The organism is Streptomyces sp. TRM68416, from assembly GCF_014596915.1.
Lineage (GTDB): Bacteria > Actinomycetota > Actinomycetes > Streptomycetales > Streptomycetaceae > Streptomyces.
In genome coordinates this window covers 12,367-26,252 of sequence record NZ_JACVWU010000006.1, presented here as the reverse complement: position 1 = coordinate 26,252, position 13,886 = coordinate 12,367, and the positions used below count along the sequence as shown (strand labels likewise).

At 70.3% G+C, this 13,886-nt stretch carries 12 protein-coding genes and 1 pseudogene; 7 read left to right on the top strand and 6 right to left on the bottom strand.

Features of this window, described 5'->3' with window-relative positions:
* Positions 1–45: 45 nt before the first annotated feature.
* Positions 46–504, bottom strand: coding sequence for a MarR family winged helix-turn-helix transcriptional regulator (locus tag ICC28_RS11895; RefSeq protein WP_188288459.1), 459 nt, complete (start codon positions 502–504; stop codon positions 46–48).
* Between the two features lie 257 nt (positions 505–761).
* On the opposite strand from ICC28_RS11895, the gene ICC28_RS11890 reads away from it, so the two are divergent.
* Positions 762–2,315 carry a M28 family metallopeptidase gene (locus tag ICC28_RS11890; protein WP_188288458.1) on the top strand — a complete coding sequence of 518 codons (1,554 nt, stop codon included), beginning with the start codon at positions 762–764 and terminating at the stop codon, positions 2,313–2,315.
* 371 nt (positions 2,316–2,686) lie between these two features.
* On the opposite strand, the gene ICC28_RS11885 is transcribed toward ICC28_RS11890, so the two are convergent.
* Entirely contained in the window at positions 2,687–3,025 is a 339-nt protein-coding gene (locus ICC28_RS11885) for an STAS domain-containing protein (RefSeq protein WP_188288457.1), read from the bottom strand.
* A 133-nt stretch (positions 3,026–3,158) separates the two neighbouring features.
* Between ICC28_RS11885 and ICC28_RS40465 the strand changes: the two are divergent.
* A pseudogene (locus ICC28_RS40465) lies at positions 3,159–3,449 on the top strand (ANTAR domain-containing protein); the annotation flags it as partial.
* A 117-nt stretch (positions 3,450–3,566) separates the two neighbouring features.
* On the opposite strand, the gene ICC28_RS11875 reads toward ICC28_RS40465, so the two are convergent.
* Positions 3,567–4,025, bottom strand: a complete 459-nt coding sequence (locus ICC28_RS11875; protein ID WP_188288456.1) for a hypothetical protein — start codon at positions 4,023–4,025, stop codon at positions 3,567–3,569.
* Between the two features lie 134 nt (positions 4,026–4,159).
* Here ICC28_RS11875 and ICC28_RS11870 point away from each other — a divergent pair, with 134 nt between their 5' ends.
* The 3 genes from ICC28_RS11870 to ICC28_RS11860 all read left to right on the top strand — a co-directional run bounded on the left by ICC28_RS11870 (position 4,160) and on the right by ICC28_RS11860 (position 9,438).
* Positions 4,160–5,317: a serine hydrolase domain-containing protein gene (locus ICC28_RS11870; RefSeq protein WP_317453997.1), complete on the top strand. Its 1,158-nt coding sequence runs from the start codon at positions 4,160–4,162 to the stop codon at positions 5,315–5,317.
* Between the two features lie 653 nt (positions 5,318–5,970).
* On the top strand, positions 5,971–7,137 hold the full coding sequence (locus tag ICC28_RS11865) for a sugar phosphate isomerase/epimerase family protein (RefSeq protein ID WP_188288455.1): 1,167 nt from the start codon (positions 5,971–5,973) through the stop codon (positions 7,135–7,137).
* 180 nt (positions 7,138–7,317) lie between these two features.
* Entirely contained in the window at positions 7,318–9,438 is a 2,121-nt protein-coding gene (locus ICC28_RS11860; protein ID WP_188288454.1) for a PQQ-dependent sugar dehydrogenase, read from the top strand.
* 242 nt (positions 9,439–9,680) lie between these two features.
* Here the strand turns inward: ICC28_RS11860 and ICC28_RS11855 are convergent, their stop codons facing one another.
* Positions 9,681–10,325 (bottom strand): hypothetical protein, encoded by a 645-nt coding sequence (locus ICC28_RS11855; RefSeq protein WP_188288453.1) that lies wholly within the window; start codon positions 10,323–10,325, stop codon positions 9,681–9,683.
* A 38-nt stretch (positions 10,326–10,363) separates the two neighbouring features.
* On the bottom strand, positions 10,364–11,656 hold the full coding sequence (locus tag ICC28_RS11850; RefSeq protein ID WP_188288452.1) for a metallophosphoesterase: 1,293 nt from the start codon (positions 11,654–11,656) through the stop codon (positions 10,364–10,366).
* 252 nt (positions 11,657–11,908) lie between these two features.
* Between ICC28_RS11850 and ICC28_RS11845 the strand changes: the two genes are divergently transcribed.
* Positions 11,909–12,100 carry a hypothetical protein gene (locus ICC28_RS11845; RefSeq protein ID WP_188288451.1) on the top strand — a complete coding sequence of 64 codons (192 nt, stop codon included), beginning with the start codon at positions 11,909–11,911 and terminating at the stop codon, positions 12,098–12,100.
* An 87-nt stretch (positions 12,101–12,187) separates the two neighbouring features.
* Here ICC28_RS11845 and ICC28_RS11840 read toward each other — a convergent pair whose 3' ends face one another.
* Positions 12,188–12,790 carry a DJ-1/PfpI family protein gene (locus ICC28_RS11840; RefSeq protein ID WP_223188736.1) on the bottom strand — a complete coding sequence of 201 codons (603 nt, stop codon included), beginning with the start codon at positions 12,788–12,790 and terminating at the stop codon, positions 12,188–12,190.
* A 321-nt stretch (positions 12,791–13,111) separates the two neighbouring features.
* Between ICC28_RS11840 and ICC28_RS11835 the strand changes: the two genes are divergently transcribed.
* Entirely contained in the window at positions 13,112–13,795 is a 684-nt protein-coding gene (locus tag ICC28_RS11835) for a hypothetical protein (RefSeq protein ID WP_223188735.1), read from the top strand.
* The last annotated feature ends 91 nt before the right edge of the window (positions 13,796–13,886 follow it).

Below are 13,886 nucleotides of genomic sequence, written 5' to 3'. Positions count from 1 at the left end.
AAGAGACGCCGGTCGGGCAGGCGGGCGAGGGGGAGTGCGGGCCCGTCAGCCGGGCAGGTTGCCGTCGCCGCCCATGTTGGCGACCATGCGGCGCAGGACGTCGATCGTGGTCGCGAAGTCGGCCGTGTCGATGCCTTCGTGCACCTGTCGATGTACGCGCGAGGTGCGCTCCCTGATCCGAACGCAGCCGTCCGCTCCCGCCTCGGTCAACGTCATGAGCCCTGCGTCCTCCGTCAGCCAGCCACGGCCGACCAGGTCGTCGAAGACGCCGTGGAAGTCGGTCCCGAGGTCGTCCCACTGCCTCAGCCGCTCGATCAACGCCGCCCGCGTCCACGTGCCCGGCTCCCGGGTCACATGGTTGAGCGTCCACCAGTGCGGCTGCGTGAGGCCCTCCGCCGCCAACTCCTCGCGAATGGCTCCGACCACCAGTCGGTACGCCATGCCGGTCCACGCGCCGACGGGCTGCGCCGCCAACTCCTTCTGCGTGTACTCCCTGAGCGTCATGCTCGCGTGCCCCTTCCTCGCCCGATCAACGGAACATGGCGACCGTAGAATCTCAAGTTAAGTTGAGGTCAAGGTCGTGTGTGCGGGGGCTCTGCGGCACGGCCCGACCGGGTGTCGTGTTCCGCATCCGTGCGGCACACCAGTTGCCACCGAAGTCGAACTGTTCCTTGGCAGCGGGCAGTCACAGGGTTAACGTTCCTCGACCGTGTTCTCCCGAACTGCCGATCAGTCTTTTGACCTGCTGTGAGAGGACCGCTATGTCCGCACGTCGAAGAGCGACGGTGACCGCCACCCTGGCTGCCGCCGCACTTGTCACCCCCCTGCTCGTCGCCGGCCCCGCCACCGCGGGTTCCGGCAACCCGAGCTCGGCCCACCGGGGCGATGCCCTGGCGAGGGAACTCGTCAAGAAGTCCACGGCCAAAGACGCCAGGCGCCATCTGAAGGTCTTTCAGGCGATAGCCGACCGCAACGGCAACACCCGAGTGGCCGGTTCGAAGGGCCACGCGCTGTCCGCTGCCTACGTGGAGGTGGTGCTCAAGGCCGCGGGCTACAAGGTCTCCCGTCACGAGTTCGACTTCGTCTACACCGACGAGATCGCCGAGACCCTCACCGTGGTCTCGCCCACGCCCCGCGACGTGCCCATCCAGCTGATGACGTACACCGCCAGCGGCCCCGAGAGCGGCGTCACCGCGGACGTGGCCGTCGCTCCGGTGGACGCCGACGGCACCCACGGCTGCGAGCCCGCCGACTTCGCCGCCGGCGCCTTCACCGGGAAGATCGCCCTGATCAAGCGCGGTGGCTGCACCTTCGCCGCCAAGCAGGCCAACGCCGCCGAGGCGGGCGCGGTCGGCGCCGTGATCTACAACAACACCGAGGGCACGCTCAACGGCACCATCGGCGACGCGACCCTGGGCCGGATCCCCACCGGCGGGATCACCCAGGCGGACGGCGAGGCGCTGGCTGCCGAGGCGGCCCAGGGACCGCTGAAGGTCACCCTCGACATCCGCGAACTGCGCGAGGACCGCAAGACCTTCAATGTCGTCGCGGAGACCCGCGGCGGCAATGCGGCCAACACCGTCTTCCTCGGAGCGCACCTCGACTCGGTCGCCGACGGCCCGGGCATCAACGACAACGGCTCCGGCTCGGCCGGCATCCTCCAGGTCGCCCAGAAGCTGGCCAAGCACCAGGGCAAGGTCAAGAACAAGGTGAAGTTCGCCTGGTGGTCGGCCGAGGAGTTCGGACTGGTCGGCTCGGAGGCGTACGTGGCCTCGCTGACCGAGGAACAGAAGAAGCGGATCAAGCTCTACTTGAACTTCGACATGATCGCCTCGCCGAACGCCGCCTACTTCGTCTACGACGGCGACGACTCGGACGGCGTCGGCGCCGGTCCTGGCCCCGAGGGCTCGGCCCAACTGGAGAAGGGCATCAACGACTTCCTCGACTCCAAGGGCATCCCGCACGAGGGCACCGACTTCACCGGCCGCTCCGACTACGGCCCGTTCATCGAGGTCGGCATCCCCTCCGGCGGCACCTTCACCGGCGCGGAGGGCATCAAGACGCAGGCGCAGGCCGCGAAGTTCGGCGGCCAGGCGGGTGTGGCGTACGACGTGAACTACCACGGCCCCGGCGACGACATCAACAACATCAACATGCGGGCGTTCGACATCAACATCGACGTCATCGCGGATGCGGTCGGCCACTACTCCTACGACCTCGCACCGCTCACCAGGCCGGTGGAATCCATCCCCACCGACGGGGACTCCGGCAGCGGCGGCGGCCTGCACGACGGCCACGAGTACGTGACCGAGTAGACGCCCCGCGAACCGGCGCGCCGCGGCCCTCGGGAGAGGGCCGCACTCGCGCCGGGCACCAGGCTCCACCCTCGCCAGGCTCTGCTTCCGGTGCCGTTACGGGCTTCAGCGCGGCCCCGACCGCACTCGGAGCGGCTTCGGCGGCATCCGGCCTCTGCACGAACGAGGGCTGAGCGCTCCGGGGCTTCGCACCAGCCGCCTGCCGAGCGCCGGGAAGACCCACCCGGGGCCACCGCCGTCGGCGTGGCAGCGGCCCCGGGCGGGGGCGGGCGGCGAGGCTCCCCGTTCCCACCGCCCTTCTCGGGCCCGGCCCGACGCCCGGGACGGGCGGGAGTTCCGCCCTGGGCGGTCGGCCGGGAGGTGCTGCGGGTTCAGGACCGGCCCAGTGCGCCGGCCAGATCGGGGTGGACCGCCAGGACCTGGTCGGCGCCGGTGATCGACAGCACCCGGCGGGTCAGCGGGCGACGGGCCGCGATGCGCAGCCTGCGCCGACGGCGGGCCGCTACCTCCGCGAGGTGTTCCAGGGCCTCGACGCCGGTGGACGTCAGACAGGCAGTGTGCAGGTCAACCACCACGCCCGCGTCGCCGCCGGTCCGCACCAGGCGCTCCAACTCGCCCAGCACACGCGGGGAACTGGCGAGGTCGAGGGCTTCGTGCACCTCAATGACCCGCATCCCGGCCACCCGGTAGGTCGGCAAGGGAAAGAACATGATCGGCTCCAGGCAGCGTGCAGTCCGGGACGGGCCGCTGCCTGACCACGCTCATCCCGGACGGTAGCCGACAAAGGGCAGAGCGTGAAGACCGTGCCGGGCAATCACGGCCCCGACGACGGCCGGGCGCGCAGTGCATCACCCGCCCACGCGCGGCTACCTGCCCTCCACCAGCCACCCGGCCGCACCCCGAAGACCGGCCCGTGCCCCCTCCACCGCCTCCCGATCAACGCGGCGCGGGCGAGCGGGACATCGCCCGGAAGATCTCCCGTCACGCCCGGTTCAGCGAGGACGGACCTCCAGACCGCCCTCGGCTTCCCGCACCCTCATCGACAAGGCCCTGGACATCACCATGGGCCGGCAGCGCTGCACCGCCGAACGGGCCTTCCAGGTGCTCGGCCGGGCCTCCCGGAACCGCAACGTCAGACTCCGCGACGGCGTCATCAACCAGGCCACCGGGCAACGCCCCACCGCCAACCCGCCGTTGCACCCTCGCCCCACCCCGCCCGTAGCTCCCCCCCCGTTCGTCGGCCGGCGCCGGTCAGGAGCGGGGCAGGTGAAGCGAGGTCCGCGTCCGTTCGACCTCCACGTCGTCGGTGAAGGCGCCGGCCGCCGACGCCCCGGCAAGGAGCACGCCGACGAGCGCCACGGCCCCGGCGAGCGCCCGGCCGGGCCGCCCGAACGACCTGTTCCGCGCCGTGGGCGTGGCCTCGGCGGGCCCGCCGCACGCAATGGTCACGCGTGCGTCCAGCCACGCCTGCGCCTGGTCCGCCCGGAGCCCGCAGGCTGCCACGAACGCGGCGACCAACTCCTGGCGGGGCAGCCGGTCCCGGCCGAGCATGGTCGCCGCCGTGGAGTAGGGCAGGGAATGGCCCGCCTGTGTCGCCCGGCGCTCCAACTGGCGGTAGCTGAGGCCCGACCACGCCTTGAGGCGTCGCAGCGCCGCCACGAAGGCGACCGCGTCGGTGTCCGGCGGTGTGGGAGGTGCGGTGGTGGTCATCGTGGTTCCCCCTGGTTGACCTGGACGTACACGGGCTCGCACAAGCTCGAACACCATATCGGCTTGAGGTAGGGCAAGCGTGGCGGTCAACGTCGGGACGGATTCCCGACGTTGGAGGTCATGTGGGTACCCCTGTGTCTCGTCACCGCCGCCGTACGGCCGTCGCCGGCGCCCTCGGTGTGGTGCTGCTGCTCGGCGGATGCACCGAAGGATCCGGTGCCGGGGGGCCGACGGCGCGCTCGCCGAAACCCCAGAACCGCGACGGAGAGTCGGTCGCCGACTTCCTCCGCCGCACCCTGCCCCCCGGTCCCAGCGGCACCGTGGTCGCCGCGCGCGGCGACCACCTCGTCCACTGCGGCGGATTCGGAGCGGCGGACCGCGCCGCCCGCACCCCCGCGAGCTGCCGGACCGTGTACGACGTCATGTCGATGACGAAGCAGTTCACCGCGGCCGCGATCGTGAAGCTGGAAGTGATGGGCCGGCTCCGGGTGAGCGATCCGATCAGCCGTTTCCTCGCAGACGGGCGGCCCCTGCCCGAGGACAAGCGCGGCATCACCGTCGAGCACCTGCTCACCCACACGTCCGGCCTGGTCGAAGGCCTCGGCGACGACTACGACCCGGTATCGCGGGCGGAGTTGGTGCGCCGGGCCATGTCATCGACACTGCGGTCCGCACCGGGCAAGAAGTACCTCTACTCCAACACCGGCTACAGCCTGCTCGCCGCGATCGTGGAGAAGGCGTCGGGGGAGACGTACGAAGGGTTCCTGAACCGGCACCTGTTCACCCCGGCCGGAATGGAACACACCGGATACGTCCTGCCCCGCTGGCCGCGGCACCTCGTCGCCGTGGAGTACGACAGCAAGGGGCGCGGCCGGGGCAGGCCCTTCGACCACCCCTGGGCCGACGACGGGCCGTACTGGAACCTGCGCGGCAACGGCGGCATGCTCTCCACCGCGCAGGACATGTTCCGCTGGCACCGCGCGCTCCTGGGCGACGAGATCCTCCCGGCACGGGCCAGGGAGAAGCTCTTCGAACCCCGCGTACCGGAGCCGGGATCGGAGAACTCCTACGGGTACGGCTGGAGCATCCACGACACTCCCGACGGCCCTCTCGCCTGGCACGACGGCGGAAACGACTGGTCACTGGGGCTTCTCGCCCGGTCCCTGCGCGACGGCGTCCTCGTCTTCTGGATCAGCAACCACGCCTTCCGCGACGGCAAGTGGAACCTTGAGGACCATGCGCAGGAGCTGACCACGGGCGTCGCGCAACGCGTCCGCGCAGAGGGGAAGTGACCGGGCCGACTCGCTGCTGAGCGCGGTGTCAGATGCCCGTGCCGCAGCCGTCACGAACCGCTGCCCGTATCGGGCACGGGTCTGCCGGGAGGCGTGAACGCGGCGAGCACGGTGGCCGTGGTGTGGTCGGCGGCGCGCTCGGAGGCCAGACGGCCCTCGCCTTTGTCCTGGTCCGGGAAAAAGTTCGCCCGATTCCTTGCGCGAGGGCTATCCACCGGGGACGAACCGGGCTACGGTCCCCTTCGTATACAGGCGCCACACAGTGGTTTTGAGACTGACAGCGCATTCCGGCCGTACGGGCTCACCGCCCGCTCGACCGCCCCACGAAGGACAGCCGCGCCCAGCACAGGGCCAACAGCCCGCTGGCGCCCCGCACTTCTCTTCGCCGCCCACTCGCATGCCGTAACGACGCCCACCGCACAGCGGCCCCCCGGGCCGCGGCCGAAGCCGTCTCCAACGATGCCGTCCCCAACGAAGCGACCACCTCCCCGCGAACGACGACCAAGGTCCGCCCGTCCTGGTTTCGCCCCCGAGCAGTGTCCGGCCGCACAGCGGCCACCGATGTGAAGTCCTTGCTGCGGCGGGCTGTCCTCCGTCGAGGCGGCCACCGGCAGGCACCCGCAGCACCGCGACAACAGAAAGCGAGACACACCGTGACCGCGTTCAACGACGAAGCCGTCACCGGCGACGCCCTGCGCCGCACGCTCGGCATCAACCGCCGCCGCTTCCTCAGCACTTGCACGGCCGTCACGGCCGGGGCGATCGCCGCACCGGTGGTCGGCGCCGCTCCCGCACTGGCGCAGGACGGCATGGAGGCCGCCGGCGCCGACCGGGGCCGCTCAGCCCTGGTGCCGCCGCACAAGCGCGGCATCATCCTCTACACCGTCCGCGATGCGATCGCCCGCGACCCGCTCGCCTCTGACCTCCCCTCCGGCTTCCGGGAGGTCTTCCGGCAGTTGGCACGCTTCGGCTACCGCCAGGTGGAGTTCGCCGGCTACGGCCAGCACGCCAACGCGCCCGGCGGCGGGGACCTCGGCACCGTCAAGGGCGCGAAGCTGATGCGCTCCTGGCTCGACGAGTACGGGCTGCGGGCGCAGGGCAGCCACGGCTTCATCCCGCCCTCCTGGCCGCTGACTCGGGCAGACCTGGACACCTTCAAGCGCTTCCTGGAGATAGCCAACATCCTCGGCATGGACCACATGGGCACCGGCGGCGATCCCACCAACAGCCCCTACCGGGCCGATTGGGACGTCGCCGCGGAGAAGTGGAACACCATGGGCGCCATCGCCCGCTGCGAGGGAGTGAAGCTCTACACCCACAACCACGACAGCGCCTACGACTTCCTGCTCGACGGCGGTCCGCTCGACGACCAGGGCCGCCCGACCCGAAGTTCCGGCATCAGAAAGCTGGAGTACTTCCTGCGGGTCACGGACCGCAGGAACGTCTACCTGGAGCTGGACGTCTTCTGGGCCCACGTGGCCCAGTACAAGTTCCACACCTACACCGCCCACGACGGCGCCCAGCGGGAACGGGTCTTCGACCCGGCCGGTCTCGTCGTACGCAACACCAAGCGCTTCCCTCTCTTCCACGCGAAGGACGGCGTGGTCAACCCCGAGAGCGGCCTGGGCTACGACATGGTGCCGTTCGGCACGGGCGACATCGACTACCGGAAGTTCTTCACCCGGGTGGGCGCGAAGAACTACCACAACCCGATGGTCGAGCAGGACAACGCCCCGAGCACGACCGCCCCCGGCCAGTCCCTGGAGTTCGCCCGGATCGGCTACAAGAACCTGGCGGCGCTGCGCCCCCGCCACGCCTGACACTACGTCACCCGCGTTACCGGCTCGCCGACTTGAAGCGGGCAGGCCAACCGAGCATGCCCCAAACCGCCCCGAACACCCCTAACCGCACGGGTCCTTCACCCGATGTCACTCTGCAGCGGCCACCCGGGCCACGCCCCCGGGTCCTTGGTGCCGCCGACCGGACCAGAGGAGTTCTGAGTGCGCAACAGACGGATCGTCACCCTCGTGGGAGCGGCTGTGCTCGCCGGAGCCGTCGGCCTCCTGCCCCTCTCCGCAGCGCAAGCCGCCCGACCGGATTCCACACCCCCGGACCCGTCGGACTTCCAGAAGGTCACCCTCAACGACCGCCCGGGCGAGCCCATGGCCCTCGCCGTGCTGCCCGACCGGCGCGTGCTGCACACCGCGCGCACCGGAGAGATCCGCATCCACGATCCCAGGAGCGGCGTCAACTTCCTCGCCGCCGACATGAAGAAGAGCCCCGCCGGGCTCTACCAGCACGACGAAGAGGGCGTCCAGGGCATCGCCGTGGACCCCGACTTCGCCAAGAACCGCTGGGTCTACCTCTACTACTCGCCCCGCCTGAACACCCCCGTGGACGACCCGGCCACCCCGGGCGTCAACGAAGGCGACGCACCGCAGTTCGGCACCCCCGCGGACTTCGCCAAGTACAAGGGCGTCACCCGGCTGTCGCGTTTCAAGCTCGTGGGCAACAAGCTCGCCTACGGCACCGAGCAGAAGATCCTCGACGTGCCGGCCGACCGCGGCATCTGCTGCCACGTCGGAGGAAAGATCGACTTCGATCGCAAGGGCAACCTGTTCCTGTCGACCGGCGACGACTCCAACCCGTTCTCCTCCGACGGCTACACACCCATCGACGACCGCCCCGACCGCAACCCCGCCTATGACGCCCGGCGCACCGCGGGCAACACCAACGACCTGCGCGGCAAGGTCCTGCGCATCAAGGTCAAGCAGAACGGCGGCTACGCGATCCCCAAGGGCAACCTCTTCACCCGGGGCACCCCGAAGACCCGCCCCGAGATCTACGCCATGGGCCTGCGCAACCCGTTCCGCTTCGGGGTGGACGACAGGACCGGCGAGCTCTACGTCGGCGACTACTCACCGGACGCCCGCACCGCCAACCCCGGCCGGGGCCCGGCCGGCCAGGGCCGCTGGATGGTCATCGACCGCCCCGCCAACTACGGCTGGCCGTTCTGCGTGACCCAGGACCAGCCGTACCAGGACTACGACTTCGCCACCCAGACCTCCAGCGGCCCGTTCGACTGCGCGAAGCCGGTCAACGACTCGCGCCACAACACCGGCCGGAGCGTACTGCCGCCGGTCGAGGACGCGGAGATCGTCTACGGCTACGGGCTCTCCGAAGAGTTCCCCGAACTCGGCACGGGCGGCATCGGCCCGATGGGCGGCCCCGCCTACCACTACGACAAGCGGAACAAGGCCCAGAACCGCTGGCCCGCCTACTTCGACGGCAAGCCGCTCTTCTACGAGTGGACCCGCGACCAGATGAAGGCCATCACCCTCGGCAAGCACAACGAGATCCGGAAGATCGAGGACGCCATCCCCTCGATCACGACGGACGGCCCGATCGACGTCGAATTCGGCCCGGACGGCGCGCTGTACGTCCTGGAGTACGGCACCGGATACTTCGCCGAACTGCCCGAGGCACAGCTCTCCCGCATCGACTTCACCCGGGGCAACCGCACCCCGGAGCCCAAGGCCGCCGCTGACGTGACCAACGGCACCAGCCCGCTGACGGTCCAGTTCTCCAGCGCCGGCACACGGGACGCCGACGGCGACGCCCTGCGCTACGCCTGGGACTTCGACGCCGACGGCACCGTCGACTCCAGGAAGGCGAACCCGACGCACACCTTCGACAAGAACGGCGTCTACGACGCCACCCTGAAGGTCACCGACAGCACCGGCCGCTCGGCCTCCGTGTCCGTTCCCGTCGTGGTCGGCAACAAGGCGCCGGTCGTCTCCCTCACCACCGACCCGGCCCCGCACGGCGGCACGCCGTTCCACTGGGGCGACACCGTCACCTGGGAGGTCACCGTCACCGACGACCAGCCGGTCGACTGCTCGAAGGTCACCGTCTCCTTCATCCTCGGCCACGACACCCACGGCCACCCGCTGTCCTCCAGCACCGGCTGCTCCGGATCGTTCGTGACCTTCGTGGACGGCGGCCACGCCGGCGCGGACAATCTGAGGGCAGTCTTCAACGCCACCTACACCGACACACCCCCCGACGGCCTGCCGCCCCTCTCGGGCAGCGCCGAGGTCGCCCTGATCCCGGCCGACTGACCGAAGTCGACAACCCCCGGACGGGGCACCCCGCTTCCGCGGGCCTCACGGTTCACGACCGTGAGGCCCGCGCGGGCCTGCCCCGGGAACCGTGCGCGGAACACGGCGGAACGGTCGGGAGTGTCTCGTACCGATGCCGCTCCCAAACCCGGGCCGCCCGCCTGCCCTTGCCGGCATCCACCTCGACGGCGACCTCCCCCCACCGGGGAACCCCTCCAGTACAAGGAGCAGTCCGTCGCCCTCTACGCCCGGTTCAGGCCCGCGCGCTCCAGTGCCCTGGCCATGGCGGGCCGCTCCGGCTCCCGCCACTCGGGCACGGTGACCAAGGACATCAGGAGGTCAGGTGTCAGCCGGTAGCCCTCGGCGTGGTCCAGCAACGTCTCGGCGTCGACGGCCGACATGCCTCCGTGGTCCTCGTCGGCGATCGTCATGAGCACCTCCTTCCTGTCGACGAAGCGGCCCACACCACAGTCGAGCCCGTCGTCGCCCAGGGTTTCCGGATACGGAGCACGCGCCCAGGCACCGTTCTCGAACCAGTAGACACAGCCCAGCTCCCAGCCGTTCAGCAGGTCCCTCAACCGCTCGTGGGGGAGCCAGTCGGGAGCGCCGGCGAGCATGTCGACCGGGGGCCGGTGCCATTTGACGCCGCTCGACTCGTCCTCGCCGTAGAGCACGTACCGGCCTTCGCCGCGCTGCTCGAAACCCCACCACGTGCAGCCGGAATCGTCCAGACGGAGACCTTCGCCGTCCACCCAGGTGCCCGTGCGGTGGCGGCCCTTCCGCTCCCCGGCCGTGGTGGCCTCCAGGACGCCGATGAGCGCCCAGCGCGCCCACAGCACCCGCGGCGACGGCAAGTCACCGGGCTGTCCGGGCCGGTTGATGGCCATGCCCTGCCCTCCAGGCTTCGTAACGATCATGTTCAAGGTCAGACCTCACCGTGCGAGGACGCGCCCCCTGGTTCGTGGACCGCGCGGAGCGAACGCTCCTGTGCCCGGTCTGCGGAAGCCGCAGGCTGCTGGGGCGAGCGGAGCACGAGCAGGGTGATCTCGCTGGGCGCGAAGATGCGGAAGGGCGGGCCCCAGAAGCCGGTGCCGCGACTGGTGTAGAGCAGGGTCCGGGCGCCGTGGTGGCTGAGGCCGGCGACGACGGGCTGGTCGATGCGGACCAGGTGGTGGAAGGGCCAGATCTGGCCGCCGTGGGTGTGGCCGGAGAGTTGCAGGTCGATGCCGGCGGCGGCCGCCCGGTCGACGAACTTGGGCTGGTGAGCCAGGAGCAGCACGGGGAGATCGGGGTCGGCACCGTCCAGGGCCCCGGCGAGATGCGCGCGGTGGCCCGCCAGCCCGGAGGATTCGGCCGTGACGTCGTCCACGCCGGCGACCACGAGGGTGTCGCCACCGCGTTCGAGCAGCAGATGGCGGTTGCGCAGCGGTTCCCAGCCCAGCTCGTCCATCAGGTCCACCCAACCCTGGGCCTCGCTGTAGTACTCGTGGTTGCCGGTGACGTAGACCCGGGCCCGGCCGGCCCGCACGGTGCCCAGCGGGGCGGCCTGGTCACGACGGCGCTCGGCGGTACCGTCCGCGATGTCGCCGGCGTGGCAGACGAGATCGGCTTCCAGGGTGTTCACCACCTCACAGACCCGTGCCGACCAGCGGACGCGGTCGAGGGGCCCGTAGTGCGTGTCGGTGATGAGGACGACACGGGTGCCGTCGAGCCCGGCTCCCAGGCGCGGGAGCCGCACGTCCAGTTCACGTACGCGTGGCACGCGACGGGCCTCGACGTACCCCCAGGCGAGCAGCACGGCGGTCACGCCGAGAACGGCCCAGGTCACGATGCGGGCCCGGTCCTGGCCGTCCCCGACACCGGCCACGCCCAGGGCCGGCCGCAGCAGCACGCCGAGCAGAACGGACCAGGTGAACAGGACCCAGCTGCTCCCCAGCAGGGTGGCGCCGGCGATCGCCGCCCCGTCCTGCTGCCGCCGACCATGACCACGCACCATCGCGAGCGGCATACCGATCAGACCGAGGACGAACAGGGCGGTGCCGGCCAACGTGACGGGCAGCGGCCAGTGCTGCCCGGAGTGCAACAGCACCCAGCAGGGCACGCCCCACAGCAGGACGGGCGCGACCAGGGGGATGTAGCGCACCAGCCGGTGCAGTGGGCTCTCCCGGCCCTTCTGCGCTGCACCGTCCACGGATCGGGTGTCGCTGGTATGGCTCACGCTGCTCCTCCTGCCGACTCGGTCCGACACATGATGCCCGTCGCGGTGCCGGAGGGCGGACGGCGGAGGCACCGGACCGGCGATCCATGTGCCCATCGTCCGACGAACCGCACTTGACCCACCCCATGACCCACGTGCCGGACAGGCCGGTCACCCGGCCCCGGCGCCGTGGGACATTCCCGGTCGCTTCGTCGAACGCGGTCCCCGGCAACGGTGTTCCCGGTCGCCGCCCCCCACAGGACTGTCGAGCCGATGAGCAAGGCCAACGTCCGGCTCGAACAACGAAACGCCGAGATCCGCGGCATGCGCCTGGAGATCACCGTCCTGGAGGCCCGGCCCGCCGACTGCACGCCCGCCCGCACCACCGACGCCTGTCCCGACATCTCCACGTCCACGCCGACCTACGACGCCGGACCGAAACCCTCCGCGGTCAGAGGCAGGTAACACCCCGCGCTCCGGCCGAGGCCGCGGCCGGCAAGGACGGCTCAGCGAGCGCGGCCTGCCCGACTGATCGTCGCCGAAGCGGCCAGGTCACACCGGTGGCTGCGGATCGTACTGAATGCCGCGGCGCACCTGACGCGCGCGTTCCGGAGATGACAGCCGGGCGACAAGGTGGAGGGCCATGTCGATGCCGGCCGAGACCCCGGCGGAGGTGACCATGTCACCGTCATCGACGAACCGCTCGTCGGCCCGCACATCGATGGTCGGGTCGAGTTCCTTGAGCCGTTCCAACGCGCCCCAATGGGTGGTGGCCGGACGCCCGGCCAGCAGGCCTGCCGCGGCGAAGACCAGCGAACCGGTACACACGCTCGTCATCAGCGGAACCGACCGGCGCTGACGGCGCACCCACTCCAGATGCTGACTGTCGGCCAGCCGAGGCCGGGTTCCCCGACCGCCGGGATACAGCAGGACGTCCAGCGCGGGCATGTCGTCCATGGAGTAGTGCGATCCGACCGTGAGTCCTTTCGCACAGGTGACGGGCTTGCCGTCGGCGGAGAAGCAGAACACCGCCCATCCGTCGTCAGGGAAGACCCGCGTCCAGTACGACAGGACCTCCCAGGGACCGACCGCGTCCAACTCCTCCACGTCCGGGAACAACAGGATCCCGATCTGCCGCACGTCGCCGTTGCTCATACCGCGATCCAAGCAGACCCGATCATGGATGGACCGCGTTTTTTCGGAACTCTGGCCAGGTCGAGGGAGGCGTGACCAGAGCTGAGCCCCCAAGCGCATGGGCTTCGGCCGGGCCAACCTCACCCCCTCCGCGGACGCATCGTTCACAGCCCGTGTCATTCTGTTGGCGCGCTGGGGCCCGACCAGGTAAGTTAGCGATCTTCGGGCGGTGCCAACTCCCGGAGTCCTCGAAGGCGTACGTCCATGACGAAACTCGACCGATCCCGTGCCCGACTTCGCCTCGACGGCGCACTGGATGACCTGTCAGTCACCTTCCGGGGGATGACCGCCCACCCCGACGAGCACAACTGCGACTGCCACTGGGGCAGCGCGGAAGATCTTGCCCAGCTCAAGGTGGCGGACACAGAGCTGGACCCCGACCTCCTGCGGCGCACATGGGAGGCCATCGACTGGAGCGACCACGCGTCCGTTCTCCGCAGGATTCTGCCCCAGTTCGCCACGGCCCTCGTCCACGGGCTCATCGAGCCCCTCTTCGGCATGGAAAGAGTCGGGCGCTCGTTCGCACTCGGCCACTGGCAGCAGTGGCCTGCTGAACAGGCCGCGGCAGTCGAGGAGTTCCTGCACGCCTGGTGGGCGCACACGCTCACCGAGCCGGATCCCGCCGTACCCGCTTACCAGGTCCTCATCCTGTGCGCCGAGGCATCTGGCACGCTGAGCCCGTGGCTCCACACCTGGGAGGCACTGACCGGACCCGCGGCCGACCAGCACCTGGCCGAAGCGGCGACAGAATGGGAATACGACCTGCTCGGTGACCAACTGCCCTGGAGCGTTTGGGAGAATGAGGAAGAGATGCGCGCCGAGCTGACACTCTGGCTCGTTCGCCATGCTCCGACACGGCTACGAGCCATCGGCGTATCCGAAGAACTGCTGCACCGGATACGGCTGCTCGGGGTCACCGGTCCCGACCGCTGGGAGGACCCGCACTGGCCCGGCCACCGCTACTGATCCGCCGAACGCGCGAGACCGCCGACAGAGCCGAATTGCGCGACCGTCCACACTGGCTCACCAACTTCCGTTCGTCCGGGACGGCCCCGCG